Source organism: Nocardia brasiliensis (assembly GCF_011801125.1).
Taxonomy (GTDB): Bacteria; Actinomycetota; Actinomycetes; order Mycobacteriales; family Mycobacteriaceae; genus Nocardia; species Nocardia brasiliensis_C.
This window is the reverse complement of record NZ_CP046171.1, coordinates 2,933,330-2,954,527: the sequence shown is the minus strand read 5'-3', so window position 1 is coordinate 2,954,527 and position 21,198 is coordinate 2,933,330. Positions and strand designations below refer to the sequence as shown.

The window sequence follows — 21,198 nt, the reverse complement described above, 5'->3', positions numbered from 1 at the left end:
GGGCACGATCACCGCTGCGCGCGCGGCTCCATGGCCAGCAGCCTGCCGAGTTGAGTGGCCACCCGGTCGAGCGGGGTGAGCGAGCGTCCCGCGATCGCCATGATCACCGCGCCCTCGATGGCGGCGACGGCCATGGTGGCCAGCGAGGCGGCCGGTTCGTCGGCGATGCCCTCGGCGGTGAGCTGATCGGTGAGCAGCGCCTCCCAGGACGCGAAGGACTCCGCGGCGATGGCCGGGGCCGCGGGCACCTCCGAGCCGGCCAGTGCGGCCGCGACGATCGGGCAGCCCGCGGTGAAGTCGGAGGCGACCAGCAGTTCCTTCCACGTCGTCACGAACGCGGCGAGCCGGACCGCCGCGCTGCCCTTGCCCGCGGTCGCGGCGATGCCCGCCGCCATGACCTTGCCCGCCGCGCGGGTGGCCTCCTCGACCAGTTCCTGCTTTCCGCGCGGGAAGTTCTGGTAGATCGAGCGGCGCGCGGTGTTGCTGTAGTTCACCAGTTCGGTGATGCCGGTGCCCGCGACGCCGCGGCGCCTGATCAGATCGATCGTGCCCGCGATCAGCCGCTCACGTGGACGGGTGGTCACCGCGCGGCCTCCTGCTCTCTCCTGGGTTCGGCGTGCTACCCAGCCTAGGACATGCCCCTGCGGCGCACGCCGGGCCTTGCGGTAGTACGACCATACTACTACGGTGTGGCTATTACACCCAGTTACGGCTACCGAAGGACCGCCCATGCCCGCCACCGTGACGCTGTCCGATCAACTCACCCTGCCCTGCGGCCAGGTACTGCCCAATCGGCTGATGAAATCGGCGCTCAGCGAGGGCCTGGCCGATCAGGGCGGCAGCCCGGGACAGCGCCTCGAACGCCTCTATACGCGCTGGGGCACAGGCGGTTTCGGGCTGGTGGTGACCGGCAACGTGATGGTGGATCGCGGGCATCTCGGTGAGCCGGGCAATGTGGTGATCGACGACGACCGCGATCTCGACGGGTTGAGCCGCTGGGCCAAGGCCACCAAGGACGGCGGCGCGCCGATCTGGATGCAGCTCAATCACCCTGGCAGACAGGCGAACCCGCTGGCCACCCGGACCAGGCCGGTCGCGCCGTCGGCGATCGCGCCCAAGATCCCCGGCATGCCGACACCGCGCGCGCTCACCGACGCCGAGATCGAGGCGATCATCGATCGCTTTGCCACAACCGCCGAGATCGCGGAGACCGCGGGGTTCGACGGCGTCCAAATTCACGGCGCCCACGGCTATCTCGTCTCCCAGTTCCTCTCGCCGCTGGCCAATCAGCGCACCGATCGCTGGGGCGGCGATGCCGAGCGCAGGCGCCGGTTCGTGCTCGAGGTGGTACGGCGCATCAGGTCCGCCGTCAGCCCGGGGTTCGCGGTCGGCATCAAGCTGAACTCGGCCGACTTCCAACGCGGCGGCTTCACCGAGGACGAGTCGAGGGCGGTCGTCGAGCAGCTGGCGCACGAACACCTCGACCTGATCGAGATCAGCGGCGGCAGTTACGAATCCCCGGCGATGATGGGGCGCAACGACACCCGGGCCGAGAGCACCCGCGCCCGCGAGGCCTACTTCCTCGACTACGCCCAGACCGTGCGGACCGCGGCCGCCGGGGTGCCCATCGCGGTCACCGGCGGCTTCCGATCCCGCTCGGTGATGGCCGAGGCGCTGGCCGCCGCGGACTGCGACGTGATCGGGCTCGGCAGGCCCACCTGCCTGACCACGGACGCGGGCACCGGACTGATCACCGAACGCGACGATCGATTGCGCACGGTGCCGATCGGCGTGCGCGGACGCCTCGCCTCGTTCTCCGGCCTGCGCTCGTTCGACGGCGCGCTCGATCTGCAATGGCACACCGACCAACTGCATCTGCTCGGCGCGGGCGACGACCCCGATCCAGCGCGGCCGTGGTGGAAGACCACCGTCACCATGTTGCGCCGCAACGGCCTCGACGCCTTCCGGCGCAAGCGCGGCTGAACCGACCACGGCGCACCGCCGCGAAGGTGACAATGAGCAGCGGCGGTTAACCGGACTGCGGGGTCGCGTTCACATCGTGTTTACGATGTCCGAATGCTTATCCACGACCCGCAGCGAGCCGCGCCCGACACCGAGCAGCTCGCGCCGCGCCGACCGCGACCGGCGCTGGTCTGGTCCGCCCTGGCCGCGGCGGTGCTCGTGCTGGTTCTCGGCCAGCTCATGGCCGTGCACATCAACGCGCTCGGCCCGCTGACCAGCCTCGCGTGGGACTACGTCGGCAGGCCGAAATCGGCGACAACGCCGTGGGCCGGGTTCCTGCTCGCGCTCGTCGGCGTCACGACCCGGGTCCGGATCGTCGCGCTCGCCGCGGCCGTTGCCATCGATCTGGTCTTCGTGCTCATCCGGGCGATCGAGGGTAGGGCGTTCACCGTCGGCAACGGCCCGACGATCGCGCTCACCGCGCTGGCGGTGTTCGCGCTCTGGCGGTGTAGCGGGACGACGCGACAGATCGCCCTGCGCACCATCGCGCTCGGCGCGCTGCTGATCCTCGCCACGAAGGTCGGCGAGATCTGGCTCGACATCACCGCGTGGGCTTGCCCGCAGGTGCTCGATCCCTATGTGCAACTTGCCGATCGGGCGCTCGGCAGCCCGTCCTGGCTGGTCGGCCACGCGCTCGAGGTCGCGGGCCCGATCCCGCTCGCCGTGGTGCGCTGGGTGTACTTCGAGCTGCCCGCCGCGGCGATCGTGGTCGCGATCTGGCAGCTGCGCGGGGTGACCACCGGCGCGTGGCCGCGGCACCATCTGGTGCGAACATTCTTGGCGCTCGGGCTGATCGGGCCGATCTTCTATGTGGTGTTCCCGGTCGTCGGCCCGATCCTCGCGTTCGGATCATGGGGCAACGGCATGGAGTTGGCGAACGTCTGGCCCGATGTCGTGCCGCCGGTACCAGCCTCGGTCGCGGCCATGCCGTTCGACGGGATCACCCCGCGCAACTGCATGCCGTCACTGCACACCGCCTGGGCGCTGTCGCTGTTCATCCACTCCCGCCGCGGCCCACGCTGGCTGCGCTGGGGCGGTGCCTTCTGGCTGGTGTGCACGCTGCTCGCGACCCTGGGCCTCGGCGCGCACTACGGCATCGATCTCATCGTCGGCGCGACGCTGTGCCTGACCATCGAATCGGCGCTGCGCGAGCCGGAGCGCGGCTGGGACCGCGTCCGCGTCCGCGTGGTCGCACTAGGCATCGGCACCTTCGTGGCGCTGCTGCTGTGCATCCGCTATCTGGCATTGCCGATGGCGACGCACCCGGCCCCGTTCGGCCTCGCCGTGCTCGCCGTGTTCGCCGTCGTGGTGTACGCGTTCTACACGACGTGGTTCGGTGCCGACCGAGAGCCCGTGGCGGAGCAGTCGATTCGCTGATCCCGATGGAACTCGGCGCGGCCGGTCCGCGCCGAGCGCACCGTCGTCAGTCGCAGACCGCCCCCGCGGACGCCGAGCCCACCAGCTTCGAGTACTTGGCGAGCACACCGCGGGTATAGCGGGGCGGCAACGGCTTCCAGCCCGCGCGGCGTTGCTCCAGGTCGGCGGGCTCCACCAGCACATCGAGCGTGCCCGCACCGACATCGAGCCGGATCCGATCCCCGTCGCGCACGAACGCGATCGGGCCGCCGTCCACCGCCTCCGGTGCGACGTGGCCGACGCACAGCCCGGTGGTACCACCGGAGAATCGGCCGTCGGTGAGCAGCAGCACGTCCTTGCCGAGACCGGCGCCCTTGATGGCGGCGGTGATGGCGAGCATCTCCCGCATCCCCGGCCCGCCCTTGGGGCCCTCGTAGCGGATGACCACCACGTCGCCCGCGGCGATCGTGCCGTCCTCTAGCGCGTCCATCGCCGCCCGTTCGCGCTCGAAAACCCGTGCGGTGCCGGTGAATACGTCGGAGTCGAAGCCCGCGGACTTCACCACGGCGCCGCCGGGGGCGAGCGAGCCGTGCAGGATGGTGATGCCGCCGGTCGGGTGGATCGGCTCGCGCATGGCGCGCACCACCTTGCCGTCGGGGTCCGGCGGCGCGATCTCGGCCAGATTCTGCGCCACGGTCCGGCCGGTCACGGTGAGGCAATCCCCGTGCAGCAGACCGGCATCCAGCAGTGCCTTCATCATCACCGGCACGCCGCCGATGCGGTCTACGTCGGTCATCACGTGGCTGCCGAACGGCTTCACGTCGGCCAGGTGCGGCACCCTGCGGCCGACCCTGGCGAAATCGTCGAGGGTCAGATCGACGCGCGCGTCGTGCGCGATCGCCAGCAGGTGCAGCACGGCGTTCGTGGAACCGCCGAACGCCATCACCACGGCGATCGCGTTCTCGAACGCCTCCTTGGTGAGGATGTCGGCGGTGGTGATGCCGCGCCTGAGCAACTCGACGACGGCCTCGCCGCTGCGCCGCGCGTAGCCGTCGCGGCGCCGGTCGGTCGCGGGCGGGGCGGCGCTGCCCGGCAGCGACATGCCGAGCGCCTCGGCCGCGCTGGCCATGGTGTTGGCGGTGTACATCCCGCCGCACGCGCCCTCACCCGGGCAGATGGCCCGCTCGATGGCGTCGACGTCGGCGCGGCTCATCAGACCGCGCGAGCACGCGCCGACCGCCTCGAACGCGTCGATGATCGTCACCTCGCGCTCGCTGCCGTCGGACAGCTTGGCGATACCGGGCAGAATCGAGCCCGCGTACAGGAACACGCTGGCCAGGTTCAACCGCGCGGCCGCCATCAGCATGCCGGGCAGCGACTTGTCGCAGCCGGCCAGCAGCACCGAGCCGTCGAGGCGTTCGGCCTGCATCACCGTCTCGACGCTGTCGGCGATCACCTCCCGTGACACCAGCGAGAAGTGCATGCCCTCATGGCCCATCGAGATGCCGTCGGACACCGAGATGGTGCCGAACTCCATCGGGTAGCCACCGCCCGCGAACACCCCCTCTTTGCTGGCCTTGGCCAGCCGGTCCAGCGAGAGGTTGCACGGGGTGATCTCGTTCCACGAGGAGGCGACGCCGATCTGCGACTTTCCCCAGTCCGCGTCCCCCATGCCGACGGCGCGCAGCATGCCGCGGGCCGCGGTCTTCTCGAGTCCGTCGGTGACGTCACGGCTGCGTGGCTTGATATCGGGTGTGTTCGGATCAGTGGGCACGATCATCATCATCCTCCGTGCCGATGCGGTCCCCCGGCGGGCACGCCCGAACGGCCGCGGCGGGCACCGCACGTCGGCCGCTTCGGGCGGGCCGCGGGGTGCCGTGCGCGACCTGACCCAACAATGGCGAGTACCGACCTGTTCGACGCGGCCCGTATCGACCACTCGAATATTCGCATCGACGACCGGAATCCATTTTCCAGAATTCTTTACAGAATATTTTCGGCCTATAGATCCACAGGCCGCAATGAGTAATCCGGGCCGCACGAATAGCCGCTCGCTGATCACGCCGACGAACCGGCGGCGATCACCCGCCATCCGAGAACCCTCCAGCCTAGCGCGCCAAACCCCCTGCGCAACAGCATTTTTGCCACAATGCACACAAGACGGGCAGTCCGGCCATGCCAGACGACAAGTACTGGTCGTTATTTTTTCGGAGAAACTTTTCCGTAGCAAGATGTAACCGTTCGGAAACATCCATCTCGGTAAGCTCCCTTATCGAAGAAAGGAACCCCTTCTTCGAATCGCAGATCCACAAGGAGTGAACAATGGGCCTGGTCGCCGGTTTGGTCGAAATTGTCGGAAATCTGTTGCACCTGCTCCTCGGCGGTCTCTGACCGACCACTGAACACTCGGCCCCGTGTCGCGCGGACGCGGGGCCGAGCCGTTCCGCCACACCCCCTCGTGCCCGCACCGCAAAACAGCCTTGCGTGAGCGGGATCACTCCGCTAGCTTGTGCAATGTCACACGTCACATGACGCGCACGGCGGCACATGTCGCGGTTCGTCGCGCAGAGGGAGGCTCTTATGACCGGATCGATCTCGTCGGCTGCCAGTAAGCCTTGGCATGGGGTCCTGGTGGCCACGACGCTTCCGTTCACGGCGGATTACGCGGTCGACTACGACGCCTACGGCGAGCACGTGGCATGGCTGGCGGCGAACGGATGCCACGGGGTCAGCCCGAACGGATCACTCGGCGAATACCAGACCCTCGACGACGACGAGCGCGCCCGCGTCGTGACCACCGCGGTCGCGGCCGCCCCGGCTGGATTCACCATCATGCCCGGCATCGCCGCATACGGAGCCTTGCAGGCACGCAAGTGGGCGGCACAGGCCGCCGAGGCGGGCGCGCAGGCGGTGATGCTGTTGCCGCCCAACACCTATCGCGGCGGCCGCGATTCGGTGCTCGCGCACTACCGCACCGTCGCCGAGGTCGGCCTGCCGATCGTCGCCTACAACAATCCGATCGATACCCGGATCGACCTGACGCCGGACATCCTGGCCGAGCTGCACGCCGAGGGGTTGATCGTCGGCGTCAAGGAGTTCACCGGTGACGTCCGGCGCTTCTACGAGATCAAGGAGCTCGCACCGGAACTCGACGTGCTCGTCGGCTCCGACGACGTGGTGCTCGAGCTGGGGATCGCCGGTGCGGTCGGCTGGGTGGCCGGCTACCCGAACGCGATCCCGAAGGCGACGGTCGAGCTCTACAACGCCGCGGTGAACCGCGACCTGGACAAGGCGCTCCCCCTCTACCGCGACCTGCACAAGCTGCTGCGCTGGGATTCCAAGACCGAGTTCGTGCACGCGATCAAGCTGTCGATGGACCTGGCCGGTCGGCCCGGCGGTGGGTGCAGGCCGCCACGCGTCCCGCTCGCGCCCGAACTGAACGCCAAGATCACGGCCGCCACCGCGGACGTGCTGGCCAAGGGTTACCAATAACCGACCCAGCGGTTTCAAAAGGCGCATGATGCACACGGCAAGTGAGGAGAAGGCGATGAGCGACACCACGGTCGACGCGATCGTCGCGGCCGCGACGGCGGCCGCGAAGCCGTGGGCCGCACTGGGATCGGCGGGGCGGGCCGGGGTGCTGCACGGCATCGCGGACCGACTGGACGCGCAGGCCGCGCGGCTCATCGAGCTGGCGATGCGCGAGACCCACCTGTCCGAGCCGCGGCTGACCGCGGAGGTGCGGCGCACCAGCTTCCAGCTGCGACTGTTCGCGCGCACCGTGCTCGACGGCGGCTATCTGGACGTCCGCATCGACACCGCGGACCAGGATTGGCCGATGGGCGCGCCACGCCCGGACCTACGCAGGATGAACGTCGCGCTCGGTCCGGTGCTCAACTTCGCGGCGAGCAACTTCCCGTTCGCCTTCTCGGTCGCGGGCGGGGACACCGCCGCCGCGCTCGCCGCGGGCTGCCCGGTGATCGTCAAGGCCAGCCCGGGACACCCGCTGCTGTCCCGCGCGGTCGGCGACCTGATCGAGCAGACACTGCTCGACAATGACGCCCCGCGTGGCACTTTCGGTCTCGTCTTCGATCGGGACGCCGGGGTGCGGGTGCTCACCCACCCCGATATCGCCGCCGCGGCGTTCACCGGGTCCACCGCGGGCGGGCGCGCACTCTACGACCTGGCGTGCCGTCGCCCGGTGCCGATCCCGTTCTTCGGCGAACTCGGCTCGATCAACCCGGTTTTCGTCACCGAGCAGGCCGCGCGCGGCCGCACCGGGGAGATCGCCACGGGACTGTTGAACGCGGTGAGCGCGAGCGCGGGCCAACTGTGCACCAAGCCGGGATTGGTCGCGGTGCCCGTCGGCGCGCCCGTCCTCGACGAACTCACCGAGCTGATCCGCACGCGGCCGGTACCCACCGGCGAGCTGCTCAACGAGACGATCGCGGCGGGCTTCGGCAAGGTCGTCGCGCGGGTGCGTGGCCACGAGGCGGTCGAAGTACTGGGCGGCGGCGGCCCGGACCAGGCCCTGCTGCTCGGCACCACCGCGCGTGCCGTACTGGCCGACCCCGATCCGCTGCTGGAGGAAATGTTCGGCCCGGCAACGCTTCTGGTCACCTATCGGGACACCGCCGAGTTGCTCGAGCTGGCGCGGGCGATGGGCGGTCAGCTCACCGCGACGGTGTTCGGCGAGCCAACCGACGACACCGCCCGCGCGCTCGTCGCGGCCGCGGTCGACGTGGCGGGGCGCGTGCTTTGGAACAGCTGGCCCACCGGGCTGTCGGTGACCTACGCCCAGCAGCACGGCGGCCCCTACCCTGCGACCACCGCCCCGTCGTCGACCTCGGTCGGCACCGCGTCGATCGCCCGATTCCTGCGTCCGGTCGTCTACCAGTCCGTCCCCGAGGAGCTGCTGCCGCTCGAATTGCGCACCGACAACCCGCTTTCGGTGCCGCGCTCGGTGAACGGGGCGCCGCCGCGATGACCGAGCTCCCGCCCCACTCCCCGACCCTGCGGGGCACCGACGTGCTGATCATCGGCGGCGGCATGATCGGCTGCGCCATCGCCGACCGGCTCGCGCTGGCCGGCGCCACGGTGCGCGTCTGCGAGCGCGGCGGCATCGCCTCCGGCACCACGGCACACGGCGAAGGCAACGTGCTCGTCTCGGACAAGGGGCCGGGGCCCGAATTGCGGCTGGCCCAGTTGTCCCGGCGGCTGTGGCCCGAGGTGCTCGCCCGCATCGCGCAACGACACCCGACCGACGCCGCCGCGGTCGAATGGGAACCCAAGGGCGGCATCGTCGTTGCGACCACGGAGCCGGGCGCGGTCGCGTTGGCCGAGTTCGCCGCGCGGCAGCGGGCGGCGGGCGTGCGCTGCGAACAACTCGACCCGGACCAGCTCGCGGCCGCTGAACCGGCGCTGACCCGCGACGTGTGCGCGGCCGTGTACTACCCCGATGATGCCCAGGTACAGCCGGCGGGTGCGGCCAGCGCCCTGCTCGAATCCGCCGTCGCCGCAGGCGCTTCGGTAGAGACGAACTGTGCGGTACTCTCCCCGCTGCTGCGCGGCGGGCGCCTGGTCGGCGTGCGGACCACCCGCGGGCCACGGCACGCCGACCTCGTGATCAACGCGGCGGGCCCGTGGTCGGCGGTGGTCGCCGAGGCACTCGGCGCACCGATCGCGGTGCGGCCGCGCCGCGGCGACGTGCTCATCACCGCGCCCATGCCACCGACCGTCTTCCACAAGGTCTACGACGCGGATTACGTTGGCGCCGTCGGTAGTTCGGCCGCGGAACTGCAGTCCTCCGCGGTGGTGGAGTCGACCCGCGGCGGGCCGCTGCTGCTCGGCTCGTCGCGGCGCCAATGCGGTTTCGACGACCGGCTGCGACCCGACAGCCTGGCCGCCATCGCCCGCCGGGCGATCCGGCTCTATCCGATGCTGGCCGATGTCGCGATCATGCGCGCCTACGGCGGCTTCCGGCCCTACGTCGACGACCATCTGCCGGTGATCGGGCCGGACCCGCGCCTGCCCGGCCTGTGGCACGCGACCGGGCACGAGGGCGCGGGCATCGGCCTGTCCGTCGGCACCGCCGAACTGATCCACGCCGCACTGACCGGTGACCGCGACGGCACGGAGCTGGCGGCCTTCACCGTCGATCGTCCGGCCGTCCGCACGACGGCCACCACCGAGAAAGCATTGCGATGAGCCACGATCCCCCCGCGACCCGCTCCCCTGAGCGGCTGCTGACCGGCAGCGCCATACCCGGCCTGACGCCTGCCCGCAGACCGTCGGCCTGCCACCAAGTCCTGCTCCCGAACACGCGTGCGCTGGTCGCACCCGACCGTGAGGTGGCCGCGTGAGCGCACAGCTGATACCCGAGGACAACGATCCCGTCGGGCGTTCCGATCGGCCACTGACCATCACCGTCGACGGCGTCTCCGTGCGCGGCGCACACGGCCAGACGCTGGCCACCGTCCTGCTGGCCGACGGCCGCGACCACTGGCGCACCGCGCCGACCGGCGGCGGCCGCGGCGTCTTCTGCGGTATCGGCGTCTGTTTCGACTGCGTCGCCACCGTCAACGGCAGCCCCGATGTGCGGCTGTGCCGCCGGCCCGCCCGCGACGGCGACACCGTGCACACCCAGTCGCGCGCCGACATCGCAGCGCCCTCTTACCGCGAACCGATCGGAGACCGCGCGTGGGCAGCTGCCGAGGGCGAGGACAGTCACCGATGACCAGGCAGATAGTCGTGATCGGCGGCGGCCCCGCCGGAACGGCGGCCGCGGCGGCGGCGCTGCGCTCGGGTGCGCGCGTGACGCTGATCGATGCGAACGAGACGCTCGGCGGCCAGTACAACCGGCGCATCCCCGCCGGATACGGTGTGCGGCAGCCGCTGCGGATCGGGCACGGGTACCGGGCGGCGGCGCGGCTGGCCGGGCGACTCGCCGAACACCCACGCTGCGAATACCTTTCGTGGGCCGCGGTCTATCAGATCGAACGTGCCCAGGACGGTGGCTGCCCGATCGTGCGGCTGTTCCAGGGCATCGAGGGCGAGGCGCGCACCCATCGTGAAATCCGCGGCGACGCCTTGATCATCGCCACCGGCGCCTACGACCGCGTATGCCCTTTCCCCGGCTGGGATCTGCCCGGTGTCTACACCGCGGGCGCCGTGCAAACCCTCGCCAAGACGCAGCGACTGCTGGTCGGAAAGTCCGTATTGATCTCCGGCACAGGGCCTTTCCTGCTTCCGGTGGCACAGTCGCTGCTCACGGGCGGTGCCCGGGTGCAGGCGATCCTGGAGGCCAACCCGGCACGCCGGATCGGCCGGGAATGGCTGGCCCGCCCCTGGCAACTGCGCCACAGCGCGGGCAAGGCGGCCGAGTTGATCGAATACGCCGCCGCCGGGCTCCGCCACCGCGTCCCGCTGCGCACCGCGCACGCGGTGGTGGCGGTCGCGGGCGCGGGCCGGGCCGAGCAGGCCACGATCGCGCGCCTGGACGCGGACTGGACGCCGATCCCCGGCAGCCTGCGCACGGTGGCGGTCGACGCGGTCGCGGTGGCGCACGGCTTCACCCCGCAGCACGAGCTCGCGGTCGCTGCCGGTGCCGCGCTCACCGCGGACGGCTTCGTCATAGTCGACGCACAGCAGCGCACCACTGCCGAGAGTGTCTGGGCAGCAGGCGAACTCACCGGCATCGGGGGATCTCAGGTGGCCGCGGTCGAGGGCGCCGTCGCCGGGCTCGCCGCCGCCGGCGCGAGCGCGGGGCGCGGCCTGCGCGCGCGGCATCGCAGCGCCGAACAGTTCGTCGCCCGGCTGGCCGCGGCGCACCCTATCCGGCCCGGCGTACTGAGCTGGGCGCTGCCGGACACCGTGTGCTGCCGCTGCGAAGGCACCACACACGCCGAGCTGACGGCCGCGTGGGCCCGCACCACCGGCGACGGCTACCGCGCCACCAAACTGGCCACCCGCGCCGGCCTCGGCCCGTGCCAGGGCCGGATGTGCGCGGCGAATATCGAAGCGCTGCGCAGGCATTCGTGCGCCGACGGCGCCGAGGCACCCGGGCTTGCGGCGGCAACGCCGGCCCGGCGCCCGCTCGCCGCGCCCGTGCGGCTGCGTGAACTGGCCGATCTCGACAACGAAGGACCCTTCTGATGCGAAGCACCATGCTCATCTCGGCGATCGACACCCACACCGAGGGGATGCCGACCAGGGTGATCACCGGCGGCGTCGGCACGATTCCCGGCGACAGCATGGCCGCCAGACGCGTCAACTTCGCCGAACACCGCGACGGCCTGCGCAAGCTGCTGGTCAACGAGCCGCGCGGACACGCGGCGATGAGCGGGGCGATCCTGCAACCGGCCACCACCGAGGACGGCCACTTCGGTGTGTTGTTCATCGAGGTCAGCGGCCTGCTGCCGATGTGCGGGCACGGCACCATCGGCGTCGCGACCGCGCTGGTCGAGGCGGGCATGGTGCCGGTCACCGAACCGGTCACCGAGATCCGCCTGGACACCCCGGCAGGCCGGGTGGTCGCCGAGGTCGCGGTCAGCGGCGGGCACGCCGATTCGGTGACGCTGCGCAACGTGCCCGCCTACTGCGACAGCCTCGACAACAAGGTGGAGGTGCCCGAGCTGGGCCCGGTGCGCTACGACCTGGCCTACGGCGGAAACTTCTACGCCATCGTCGATCTCGCCGAGGTGGGGCTGCCGTTCGACCGCGCCCATCAGGATCGGATTCTCGCGGCCGGACTCCGAATCATGCAGGCCGTCAACGAGTCCCGCCTTCCGGTTCATCCGGAGGACGAGCGCATCACCGGCTGCAAACACGTGCTGTTCCTCGACCCGGCCTCGACGCCGGAACACACCCGCCACGCGATGGCCATCCATCCCGGCTGGTTCGATCGCTCCCCCTGCGGCACCGGCACCTCCGCCCTGCTCGCCCGCCAGCACGCCCGCGGCCTGCTCACCGAAGGGCAAGTGCTACAGAACGATTCGTTCATCGGCACCACCTTCTTCGCCCGCGCCGTCGCCTCGGCCACGGTCGGCGCGCGCCCCGCGATCGTGCCCGCCGTCACCGGACGTGCCTGGCTCACCGGCACCGCCACCTACCTGCTCGACCCGTCGGATCCCTTCCCCGAGGGCTTCGTCTTCTGATTCACCGCTGCACCCCCGAAAGGCCCGGCAATGAAGCCTGTCAGCACCCGCCCCACCCACCCGCCCATCTCCCGGGCCACAATCCTGCGCCGCATGCCCGTAACCGTCAGCGACACCGGCGATTTCACCAAGAGCATGGGCCTGTGGCAGCTGGTCGCGCTCAGTCTCGGCGGCCTGGTCGGCGCGGGGGTGTTCTCCCTGGCCGGTGTGGTGGCCAACGAGGTGGCAGGCCCCGGTGTCCTGCTCTCGTTCGCCATCGCCATCGTCGCCTCCGGCGCGGCGGGTCTCTGCTACGCCGAGTTCGCCGGGATGGTGCCGCGCGCGGGCTCGGCCTACACCTATGCCTACGTCTCCCTCGGTGAGATCGTCGGCTTCCTGATCGGGTGGGATCTGCTGCTCGAATACACCGCCATCGTGTCGGTGGTGGCGATCGCGGTCTCCGGATACCTGAACTACATCACCCACTACTTCGGATTCGACCTGCCCACTTGGGCGTTGGGCGCGCCGGGCACCGGGGCCGGGCACAAGGTCGACCTGTTCGCGGTGCTGCTGTGCCTGCTGCTGGCGTGGCTGCTCGCGCGAGGCACCCGGGAGTCGGCGCGCGTGCAGACCGGGCTCGTCGTGCTGAAGATGGCGATCGTCGCGATCGTGGTCGTCGCGGGCGCGTTCCACATCAAGGCGGGCAACTACACACCGTTCTTCCCGTTCGGCGTCGGCGGCGCGGTGTCCGGCGCGGCGCTGGCGTTCTTCGCCGTGTACGGCTATGACGCGATGAGCGCGGCGGCGGAGGAGTCCACCGACGGCAAGAAGCTGCTGCCGAAGGCGATCATGATCAGCCTCGGCATCGCCTCGGTGGTCTATCTGCTGGTCTGTCTGGTCATCGTCGGCATGGTCAACTACACCGACATCAACGTCTCCGCGCCGTTCTCCAGCGCGTTCGACAGCATCGGGATGGGCATCCTCGGCCTGGTCATCGCGGTCGGCGCGGTGGTCGGCGTGACCACGTCGGCCTTCGCCAACATGCTCGCGGTCACCCGGGTCGGCTTCGCGATGAGCCGCGACGGTCTGCTGCCCGCCTACTTCGGCAAGTCCGATCCGCGCCGCAAGGTGCCGACCCGGGTGATCTGGCCGGTCGGCGTCGTCTCCGCGCTGATCGCGGGGTTCCTGCCGATCCGCGAGGCGGCCGAGCTGACGAACGTGGGTATTCTGATGGCCTTCATCGTCGTCGCGATCGGTGTGGTGTGGCTGCGCCGGACACGCCCCGAGGCCGAGCGCACCTTCCGTACCCCGTTGGTGCCGGTGGTGCCGCTGATCGGCATCGGCTTCTCGGTGTGGCTGATCAGCCATCTCACCTGGGTCACCTGGCTGCGGTTCGTGCTCTGGCTGCTGCTCGGGGTGGCGCTGTACTTCGGCTTCAGCTACCGCAACGCCAAGCTGAACGCCGTTGACGGCTAACTATTCTGATACCGACGGGGCCTGGCCCACCAGCAGATAACCGGAGCACACAGATGATCGAACGATTGGACACCCGCAAGCGCCCGACGCTGCGCGACCATGTGTCGGACGCCCTGCGCGCCGCGATCATCTCCGGCGAGCTCGAACCCGGCGTGCTCTATTCCGCGCCCTGGCTGTCGGAGCGCTTCGGCGTCTCCGCCACGCCGGTGCGGGAGGCGATGCTGGACCTGGTGAAGCAGGGGTTGGTGATCTCGGTGCCGAACAAGGGTTTCCGCGTCACCGAGGCCTCCGACGAGGACCTCGACGCGATCGCCAAGATCCGGCTGCTGCTGGAGCCGCCCAGCGTCGGGTCCATCGTCGATGCCATCCCGCCCGCGGATCTGCCAGGGCTGCGCGCGGCCGCCGACAAGATCGTCGACGCGGCCAAGCGCGGCGATCTGGTCGAATACGTCGACGCCGATCGCCGATTCCATCTCATGCTGCTGGCCTACTGCCGCAATCCGCGCCTGTCGCAGATCGTCAGCGACCTGCGCGCCCAGACCCGGCTGCTCGGGCTGGCCGCGCTGGTCGCGCGCGGCGAGCTGGAGAAATCGGCGCAGGAGCACCACACCATCGTCGACCTGATCGAGCAGCGCAGAGCAGCGGAGGTGGAGAACTTCCTGCGCGATCACATCGGACATGTGCGCGGGCTCTGGGCTCCGGGGAACGCACCCGACAAGGACGCCTCCTGAGCCCAAGCCGCTCACCTCGGTCCGATGCGCGAGTTCAACCAGTCACCGAGCCAGCCGATGGCGTTGCGGCCGGTCTCGTCGACGATCAGCGCGCCGTAGTTCACGTGCGCGTTTGAGGCGAAAAACATTGCTGCGCTTAGGCCGTCACCGATGAGGTCGAACAGGTTGATCTCGACGCCCTGCCCCTGTTTCGACGTGGCGAGCGCGGCGGTCAGGTCGTCGAGCCCGGCGTCCTCGCGCTCGGCGGTGAGCATGCCCATCGCGACGCCGGCCAGGTCCTGTCCGATCGGCAGCAGCGCCGAGAGCGCGGCGGCCGCGCCCGCGGGGTCGGGTTGCTGACCGGGCGGGGGCGCCAGTTTCTCCAGCACCGACCAGGCGACCTCCTGGATCCGCCCCGCGATCTCGGCCAGTTTCGGAATATCGATGGTGGCGAGCACCGACGCCGCGATCCGCGCGATGTGCAGGTAGCCTTGCGAATTCGGCACCATCGACAGCACCTGGGACACCCATTTCACGTCTACCGCGGCAAGCAGGTCGACCAGCGGGCGCAATTGGTTGTTCAGTGTGCCCGCGATCGCGTGCGCACCCGCGGCGTCGCGGGCGAGCACCTTCTGCGGCAGCACCGCCAGGTTGTCCAGGATGCCGCGGAAGTCGAGCGTGGTGACCTTCGCGACGACATCGAGTGCCTGGTTGACCATCTCGCTCGGTTTGAGCAGCGCCAGAATCCCCGCCGCGGATTCCAGCACACCGGCGGGCAGCGAGATCAGCACCTCGACCCGGCCGTTGAGTGAATCCGCCAGGCTGCTCAACCTGGCCACATCCGGCGAACCGGGCGGCAGCGTCTCGACGCCGTTGTTCAACAGGTCGGTGGCGTTGCCCGCGATGGTGTTGGCCGCCGACACCGCGCCGGGCAGGTCCGACTGCGCGGCGCCGTGCAGTACCTTGCCAGCGTTGCTCTCCGCCGAACCCGCTGGGGCCGATGACAACTGCTTCACGGCCGCGCCGGAACCGACCAGCTCGGCGAGCGGCCGGATGGTCTGCTCCACCAGGTCGGCCCGCTCGCGCACCTTGGTCAGATCGACACCGCGCGGATCGAGCAGCCCCGCGGCGAGCTCGCGCACCGCGGCGGCCAGGCCCGGCAGGTTCGCCTTCGAGAAGTCCGACGTCAACGCGTCGGCGAGCCTGGAGTCGCTCGGTAGCTTGCTCAGCAGCGAACCCAATTGCCCGAGTAGCGGATTCGCGTTCTTCTGGATCGAGCAGTACAGGTCGTTGGGGTCACAGATGGAGGTGACCCGGCCCGAGAGCGCGCCCATGCCGCGCGGGCGCGGGTCGGCGATCCCCTTGCCCGCGGTGCGGGGGCCGACCGCGGTCTCCCCCATGGTGCCCGCCGCCGGGTCGGACAGCAGTCCGACGCCGAGCACCCGATCGGCCGAGATCGGGCCGCGTCCGTTGCCGATGTCGGAGGCGATGTCACCGGCGGCGTCCGCACCCTGGCTATAGCCGGTGATGGTGAACTTCGCCGCGGCGCAGCGGGTTCCGTAGTCCCGCAGCGCCTTGCGGGCGTTGGTGAGCGCGGTGTTCTTACTGTCGGCATAGGTGTGCCCGTTGTCGAAGGCCCGCGCCATGTAGGGCGTGAAGTAGATGGCCGAGCCCGCACCGTGCTCGCGCTGGATCGCTTCGGCGATCGGTCTCAGCATGCCGACCGGCTGGGCCGGATCGGCGGCCTCGTTGGTCTCCCAGGTGCCGGGGATGAACAGATTGAAGGTGTCCGCGCAGCCGGTGGATCTGGTGTGCACACTGGCCGGAGAGGCGACTCCGGTGGCACCGAGGGTGACACCGACGGCCATCAGCGTGGCCACGACGCAGCGCTTGGACGAAGGCAGGACAGGCATCAGAACCTCACCGATATCGATCGGGTACTCGCCGCCGTGCGGTCGGACGAGCAAGAGGGCGTACGACTTTCAGCGCGACAACCGTGGTCGCCGCGCTGAATGGTCGCGAATTCCAGGTCAGGACAAGTGACCGACAATGGTGGAAAGCAGTTTCAGGCTCAATTTGAGCAAATCGATGCTGTCCCCGATCGATCCGCCGCCGGACGAACCGGTGCTGCTGCTGAGCGAACTCGATTCGTCACTGGAACCCGAGCCAGCGGCAATGATATTGACCGAATCCATGATGCTGGTGAAAGCCGACATGTCTAGAACCGCCTGTCTATTACCGGTGTTTGCAGCAACCAGACTCCCCCGCAACCCTGTTCGCGTCCAGACCGGTTCAACTGGGGAAGTTGCGCCTACCCCGCAGGTCCAGGCAAGAGCAGGTGCCGAGCCGAAATCCGTTCTCCCCACTCCACACCGCGGCGCCGCCGAACCGGTCCACCGGGCGACGCGCGCTATTTTCCCGCGATTGAGAACCGCTGCCGCGCAATACGAAATACGCAACGCGACACCATTTACGTTGCATGCCGTGCAATTTGGATTGCACCCCTTGCGGGCCGCGCACAATTGGGAGATTCTTGCCCGAACGCGGGGAAAGTGCCCGCACGAGGAAAGGATAGTCCCGTGCGCGATGACGAAATCGATCGGCGGCGTCTGCTCGGAATGTTCGGCGCGGCAGCGGGTGTCGGTGCCGCGTTCGCGGCGGGCGGGATATGGCCTGCGACCGCGGGCGCGACGAACGGTGCGCGCGCGTTCCTCGGTTGCTACACCTCCGACGGTGCGGGCGGCAGGGGGATCGGGGTCGCCGCGATGGACGGGCGCTCGGGCAGGCTGACCGTGGAGCGCACCGTCGAGGTCGCGGACCCGTCCTTCCTCGCGCTGTCCCCGGACGGGCGCTACCTCTACGCGGTGAACGAGGGATCAGGGGCGGGCACCGCCACCGCGGTCGATCTGCGCGGCGCGACCCCGACCGTCTTGAATACCGTTGCGGTACAAGGCGAAGGGCCCACCCACCTGTGTGTCACGCCGGACGGGCGCACCGTACTCACCGCGAACTACACCTCGGGTAGTGTCAGTGCGCTCGCGGTCGGCGCGGACGGCCGCCTCGGCGCGGTGACCGACGTCGCCCGGCACCGCGGCAGCGGGCCCGATCCCGACCGGCAGACCGGTCCGCACGCGCATCAGGTGCTGATCGACCCGTCGGGTCGCTGGGTGCTCGCGGTCGACCTCGGCGTGGACTCCGTGTACGTCTACCGCCTCGCCGCGGGCAAGTTCACCGAGCACGCACAGGTCACGCTGACCCCGGGCAGCGGACCGCGACACCTGACCTTCCATCCCAACGGCCGCACCGTTTTCCTCGCCAACGAACTCGATTCCACGGTGACCGTGTGCGAGTGGCGCGCGGACCGGGGTGAGCTGCGGCCGGGCCGGTCCGTGCCCGCGGACACCGCGACCGGCGGCGAGCGCAACTACCCATCCGCGCCCGTCGTCGCGCGCGACGGACGCTTCCTATACCTGGCCAACCGCGGCCACGACAACATCGCCACCTTCGCGATCATCGGTGACGGGGTCCTGATCCCGGTCACCACCACACCGTGCGGCGGGAAGTTCCCGCGCGCGCTCACCCTCAGCCCGGACGGGCGCCGCCTCTACGCCGCGAACCAGAAGTCCCATTCGATCACCACGCTGCCGCTCGATCCGTTCACCGGACTGCCCGGCGCGGCCACGGTCGCCGTCGAGTTCCCGACCGCGACCTGCGCGCTGTTGCGGTAGCGAAACTCGCTGTCCATGCCGGTCACCGGGCTGGGATACTGCACGTCCCGACGCCCAGAAGGGACCGCACATGACCCACCCCGGGTTGCTGCCGCTGCTCGACCGTGTCGCCGACGCCGTCGCCGAGGCGATCGCCCGTACCCGCCCGGATCTGGGATCGCTTCCGGGCCGGCCCTAGACCTACGGGTTCACCCAGTCGACAGCGGCCCCATGCCCCTAAACAACAATATGAGCGCCGATAATTTCTCCTGAGTGCAATTATTGGCACCTTCGGCGACGCCGCCAAACTCGTCGCAACGGTCTACCTCGGCGCAGCCCAGATCCACACCTTCCCGATCGACCTGTCCATCCGAACCACACTGGCCTGCGACACCGACCGAGTCGCCCCGACACCCACCCTCCACATCCCCGACGTCGCCGAACTCCCCCAGTTCCGCTGCCTGTCACTAGCGGATCAAATCGCCGACAAAATCGCCGCCATGTACGAGGTCCACGGCACCAACGCCACCCCCTCCACTCGCTGGCACGACCTTGTCGACCTCCTGCTCATCATCGCCAGATTCCCCTTCGATGCCGCCAAAACCACACGGGCACTACACATTCAGCAAGAACGACGCGACCACCTCACGCTGCCGGCCGCCATCACCCGCCCCGGCCCCCAACGGGGCACCGCCTACCCCAAGCAAGCACACACCAGCTCCCTGCCCGCCGAGCTACACCAGCTCGACACCGCGCTGGCCACCCTCGGCCGATGCTTGAACCAACTACTCGATCAATCCATCACCACTGGCACCTGGAACCCCGCCACCAGACAGTGGGACGCCTAGGATCACCCCCACGATCATCGCCCTCGACGCACGGTAGGTGCCATCCGTACACGACCGAGCTAGTTCCGGCCCGGATGCCCGCACGTCGTTCCCCGGCAGTGTCGACCGCAGCACACTGCCGGGCCACGCGGACGCGGCCCGGCTCTGCGGTGGTGCTGGTTACTGCTTCGCGGTCACGACCGAGTACAGGTCGTCCCACGCCTTGGGCTTCGGCGGCGCCGGGACGGCCGAGCGCGGCGCGCCGCCCCGCTTGCCGCCGTCGAACGTCGCGTCCGAGGGCTTGTAGGCCGGCTTGCCCTTATCGGTCAGCCAGGTCTTGAACAGGGCGCTCGTGCTGCGTCCGGTGACGGCGTCGGCCATCGCGATGAAGTCGGTGACCTTGGCATTGCCGAACTTGTACTTGTTCAGCCATTCGCGCAGCATCCGGTAGAAGACATCGTCGTCACCGAGCGCACTGCGGAAGGCCTGGATGGCCAGGGCGCCGCGGCTGTACAGCTCGGCGGGCAGCACATTGCCCGGCCCCGGATCGGTCAGCACGACATCCCAATTGATCCGGGTCGAGGTGGCGTAGGCGTAATCGGCGATTTCGGCCGCCGTGCCGGTGCCGTTGTGCTCCGACCACAGGTATTCCATGTAGCTGGCGAACCCTTCGTTCAACCAACCGTCTTTCCAGGTGGCCACCGAGGTCGAATCGCCGAACCACTGATGGGCGTTCTCGTGCACCACGACCGAATCGTTCTTGCCGCGCTTGAAGAACCCGTCGGTGTAGGTGGGGATGGTCTGGGTCTCCAGCGCGAAGCCGCCCATCTTCGCGTCCACCACACCACCGGTGGATTCGAACGGATACGGCGTGAGCTGACTCGACAGCCAATCGACGATCTCGGGAGTGCGCTCGATGCTCGCCTTGGCGTTGGCCCGCACGGTCGGATCCAGGTCGGTCGCGTAGGCGGTCAGATTGGGCCGGGCGGGCGTGCCCGCGCCCTGTCCGCCGCGCTCGTACTTGCCGATCGCGAGGTAGGTGGCGTAGGTCATCTGCGGGTTCTTGCTGAGCCAGTTGTGCCGCTTCCACCCCGGAATATTCTGCGTCACACTGGTTTCCACGCCGTTGGAGAGCACGTCGAGCTGCTCGGGCGCGAGCACCGACACCGCGTAGGTCGCCTTGTCGGTGGGGTGATCGTTGCTCGGGTACCACCATTCGGCCGAGAAGGGCTCGTTGGAGATCAACGCGCCGTTGGGGTTCTCCACCCAGTTGCGCGCGCCCGCGGCGTTGGCCACCCGGGACGGGATGTCGTTGTAGGCGACCACGGTGGTGAACTCGGCGCCGACGGCCAGGTTAGCGGGCAGCGTCACGGCCAGCTTGTCTTGGCCCAGTTTGTATTTGGCGGCCTTGTTGTCGATCAGCACCGACTGGGTCTGCAAGAGGAAGTCGAATCCGATCGCGGAGCCTGCCTTCAAGTCCTGCTTGGCCTTCGCCGTGATCGTCGTCGACCCGGACAGCCGACCGGAGGACGGGTCGAACTTCAGGTCGATGCTGTAGTGGGAAACGTCGTACGCGGCACTGCCGATCTTCGGGAAATTGGGATCACCGATCCCGGTCAACGGCGCCGCGGCGGCCGTGCCGCCGTTCGCGATCAGGGCCGCCGCGACCAGGAGCGGAACGGCTCTTGTCGATACAGAGCGCAACACGGGAAAGCGCCTCGTCATAACTCAACTCCAATGTGTCGTGCACGCGTATTCGCGTCTCGCCCAAGATCTTTCGGCTTCAGACAAGCACATCGGTTCGACCAGCTCGACTGGAGATCAACTGGGGAATGCGGACCAGCGGCGGGTGTCGATTCCGGGCCTCAGCGGTGCCGCCGGGCCGAGCTGGGTCGAATGCATCGCGACCGGTCGGATACGCTGCCCGGCACATGGTTCAGGCGACATCGCCGACCGCATCGGTCCC

General features: G+C 69.4%; 18 protein-coding genes. 13 read left to right on the top strand and 5 right to left on the bottom strand.

Annotated features, from left to right (window positions below; translation table 11 throughout):
• Positions 1 to 8: 8 nt before the first annotated feature.
• Entirely contained in the window at positions 9 to 584 is a 576-nt protein-coding gene (locus F5X71_RS13480; protein ID WP_167462247.1) for a TetR/AcrR family transcriptional regulator, read from the bottom strand.
• A gap of 145 nt (positions 585 to 729) precedes the next feature.
• Between F5X71_RS13480 and F5X71_RS13475 the strand changes: the two genes are divergently transcribed.
• Complete coding sequence (locus F5X71_RS13475; protein ID WP_167462246.1) at positions 730 to 1,983, top strand: NADH:flavin oxidoreductase/NADH oxidase family protein; 1,254 nt, start codon at positions 730 to 732, stop codon at positions 1,981 to 1,983.
• Positions 1,984 to 2,076: 93 nt separating this feature from the next.
• On the top strand, positions 2,077 to 3,399 hold the full coding sequence (locus tag F5X71_RS13470) for a phosphatase PAP2 family protein (protein ID WP_167462245.1): 1,323 nt from the start codon (positions 2,077 to 2,079) through the stop codon (positions 3,397 to 3,399).
• A gap of 46 nt (positions 3,400 to 3,445) precedes the next feature.
• Here F5X71_RS13470 and ilvD read toward each other — a convergent pair whose 3' ends face one another.
• A complete protein-coding gene (gene ilvD, locus F5X71_RS13465) occupies positions 3,446 to 5,158 on the bottom strand; it encodes a dihydroxy-acid dehydratase (RefSeq protein WP_167462244.1) in 1,713 nt (570 codons plus the stop codon).
• A gap of 800 nt (positions 5,159 to 5,958) precedes the next feature.
• On the opposite strand from ilvD, the gene F5X71_RS13460 reads away from it, so the two are divergent.
• From F5X71_RS13460 to F5X71_RS13420, 9 genes are read left to right on the top strand one after another with little or no spacing between them, the layout of a single operon-like run.
• Complete coding sequence (locus F5X71_RS13460; RefSeq protein WP_167462243.1) at positions 5,959 to 6,870, top strand: dihydrodipicolinate synthase family protein; 912 nt, start codon at positions 5,959 to 5,961, stop codon at positions 6,868 to 6,870.
• A 55-nt stretch (positions 6,871 to 6,925) separates the two neighbouring features.
• On the top strand, positions 6,926 to 8,365 hold the full coding sequence (locus F5X71_RS13455; protein ID WP_167462242.1) for an aldehyde dehydrogenase family protein: 1,440 nt from the start codon (positions 6,926 to 6,928) through the stop codon (positions 8,363 to 8,365).
• Positions 8,362 to 9,585 (top strand): NAD(P)/FAD-dependent oxidoreductase, encoded by a 1,224-nt coding sequence (locus F5X71_RS13450; protein ID WP_174817058.1) that lies wholly within the window; start codon positions 8,362 to 8,364, stop codon positions 9,583 to 9,585. The genes F5X71_RS13455 and F5X71_RS13450 overlap by 4 nt, the downstream gene beginning before the upstream one ends.
• Positions 9,582 to 9,740 carry a hypothetical protein gene (locus tag F5X71_RS13445; protein WP_167462241.1) on the top strand — a complete coding sequence of 53 codons (159 nt, stop codon included), beginning with the start codon at positions 9,582 to 9,584 and terminating at the stop codon, positions 9,738 to 9,740. Before F5X71_RS13450 ends, F5X71_RS13445 begins: the two co-directional genes overlap by 4 nt.
• A complete protein-coding gene (locus F5X71_RS13440; RefSeq protein ID WP_167462240.1) occupies positions 9,737 to 10,114 on the top strand; it encodes a (2Fe-2S)-binding protein in 378 nt (125 codons plus the stop codon). The genes F5X71_RS13445 and F5X71_RS13440 overlap by 4 nt, the downstream gene beginning before the upstream one ends.
• Positions 10,111 to 11,532, top strand: coding sequence for an FAD-dependent oxidoreductase (locus F5X71_RS13435; protein WP_167462239.1), 1,422 nt, complete (start codon positions 10,111 to 10,113; stop codon positions 11,530 to 11,532). Before F5X71_RS13440 ends, F5X71_RS13435 begins: the two co-directional genes overlap by 4 nt.
• Positions 11,532 to 12,533: a proline racemase family protein gene (locus tag F5X71_RS13430; RefSeq protein ID WP_167462238.1), complete on the top strand. Its 1,002-nt coding sequence runs from the start codon at positions 11,532 to 11,534 to the stop codon at positions 12,531 to 12,533. Before F5X71_RS13435 ends, F5X71_RS13430 begins: the two co-directional genes overlap by 1 nt.
• Positions 12,534 to 12,563: 30 nt before the next feature.
• Positions 12,564 to 13,988, top strand: coding sequence for an amino acid permease (locus F5X71_RS13425; RefSeq protein WP_167462237.1), 1,425 nt, complete (start codon positions 12,564 to 12,566; stop codon positions 13,986 to 13,988).
• Positions 13,989 to 14,041: 53 nt separating this feature from the next.
• Entirely contained in the window at positions 14,042 to 14,719 is a 678-nt protein-coding gene (locus F5X71_RS13420) for a GntR family transcriptional regulator (protein WP_167462236.1), read from the top strand.
• An 11-nt stretch (positions 14,720 to 14,730) separates the two neighbouring features.
• Here the strand turns inward: F5X71_RS13420 and F5X71_RS13415 are convergent, their stop codons facing one another.
• Both F5X71_RS13415 and F5X71_RS13410 read right to left on the bottom strand, forming a co-directional pair.
• A complete protein-coding gene (locus F5X71_RS13415) occupies positions 14,731 to 16,611 on the bottom strand; it encodes a cutinase family protein (RefSeq protein ID WP_275106782.1) in 1,881 nt (626 codons plus the stop codon).
• Positions 16,612 to 16,728: 117 nt separating this feature from the next.
• Positions 16,729 to 16,914 carry a hypothetical protein gene (locus F5X71_RS13410; protein ID WP_167462234.1) on the bottom strand — a complete coding sequence of 62 codons (186 nt, stop codon included), beginning with the start codon at positions 16,912 to 16,914 and terminating at the stop codon, positions 16,729 to 16,731.
• Between the two features lie 363 nt (positions 16,915 to 17,277).
• Between F5X71_RS13410 and F5X71_RS13405 the strand changes: the two genes are divergently transcribed.
• Both F5X71_RS13405 and F5X71_RS13400 read left to right on the top strand, forming a co-directional pair.
• Positions 17,278 to 18,426 (top strand): lactonase family protein, encoded by a 1,149-nt coding sequence (locus tag F5X71_RS13405; RefSeq protein WP_203218290.1) that lies wholly within the window; start codon positions 17,278 to 17,280, stop codon positions 18,424 to 18,426.
• A gap of 248 nt (positions 18,427 to 18,674) precedes the next feature.
• Positions 18,675 to 19,253: a nucleotidyl transferase AbiEii/AbiGii toxin family protein gene (locus F5X71_RS13400; RefSeq protein WP_167466447.1), complete on the top strand. Its 579-nt coding sequence runs from the start codon at positions 18,675 to 18,677 to the stop codon at positions 19,251 to 19,253.
• 159 nt (positions 19,254 to 19,412) lie between these two features.
• On the opposite strand, the gene F5X71_RS13395 is transcribed toward F5X71_RS13400, so the two are convergent.
• A complete protein-coding gene (locus F5X71_RS13395) occupies positions 19,413 to 20,939 on the bottom strand; it encodes a M1 family metallopeptidase (protein WP_167462233.1) in 1,527 nt (508 codons plus the stop codon).
• Positions 20,940 to 21,198: the final 259 nt, after the last annotated feature.

What these genes read in the sequence shown, in the direction of transcription:
- F5X71_RS13425 (WP_167462237.1), top strand. Translation starts at nt 12,564, where the DNA reads ATGAAGCCTGTCAGCACCCGCCCCACCCACCCGCCCATCTCCCGGGCC.
- ilvD (WP_167462244.1), bottom strand. Translation starts at nt 5,158, where the DNA reads ATGATCGTGCCCACTGATCCGAACACACCCGATATCAAGCCACGCAGC.
- F5X71_RS13445 (WP_167462241.1), top strand. Translation starts at nt 9,582, where the DNA reads ATGAGCCACGATCCCCCCGCGACCCGCTCCCCTGAGCGGCTGCTGACC.
- F5X71_RS13420 (WP_167462236.1), top strand. Translation starts at nt 14,042, where the DNA reads ATGATCGAACGATTGGACACCCGCAAGCGCCCGACGCTGCGCGACCAT.
- F5X71_RS13415 (WP_275106782.1), bottom strand. Translation starts at nt 16,611, where the DNA reads ATGCCTGTCCTGCCTTCGTCCAAGCGCTGCGTCGTGGCCACGCTGATG.
- F5X71_RS13475 (WP_167462246.1), top strand. Translation starts at nt 730, where the DNA reads ATGCCCGCCACCGTGACGCTGTCCGATCAACTCACCCTGCCCTGCGGC.
- F5X71_RS13450 (WP_174817058.1), top strand. Translation starts at nt 8,362, where the DNA reads ATGACCGAGCTCCCGCCCCACTCCCCGACCCTGCGGGGCACCGACGTG.
- F5X71_RS13455 (WP_167462242.1), top strand. Translation starts at nt 6,926, where the DNA reads ATGAGCGACACCACGGTCGACGCGATCGTCGCGGCCGCGACGGCGGCC.
- F5X71_RS13430 (WP_167462238.1), top strand. Translation starts at nt 11,532, where the DNA reads ATGCGAAGCACCATGCTCATCTCGGCGATCGACACCCACACCGAGGGG.
- F5X71_RS13435 (WP_167462239.1), top strand. Translation starts at nt 10,111, where the DNA reads ATGACCAGGCAGATAGTCGTGATCGGCGGCGGCCCCGCCGGAACGGCG.
- F5X71_RS13460 (WP_167462243.1), top strand. Translation starts at nt 5,959, where the DNA reads ATGACCGGATCGATCTCGTCGGCTGCCAGTAAGCCTTGGCATGGGGTC.
- F5X71_RS13470 (WP_167462245.1), top strand. Translation starts at nt 2,077, where the DNA reads ATGCTTATCCACGACCCGCAGCGAGCCGCGCCCGACACCGAGCAGCTC.
- F5X71_RS13410 (WP_167462234.1), bottom strand. Translation starts at nt 16,914, where the DNA reads ATGTCGGCTTTCACCAGCATCATGGATTCGGTCAATATCATTGCCGCT.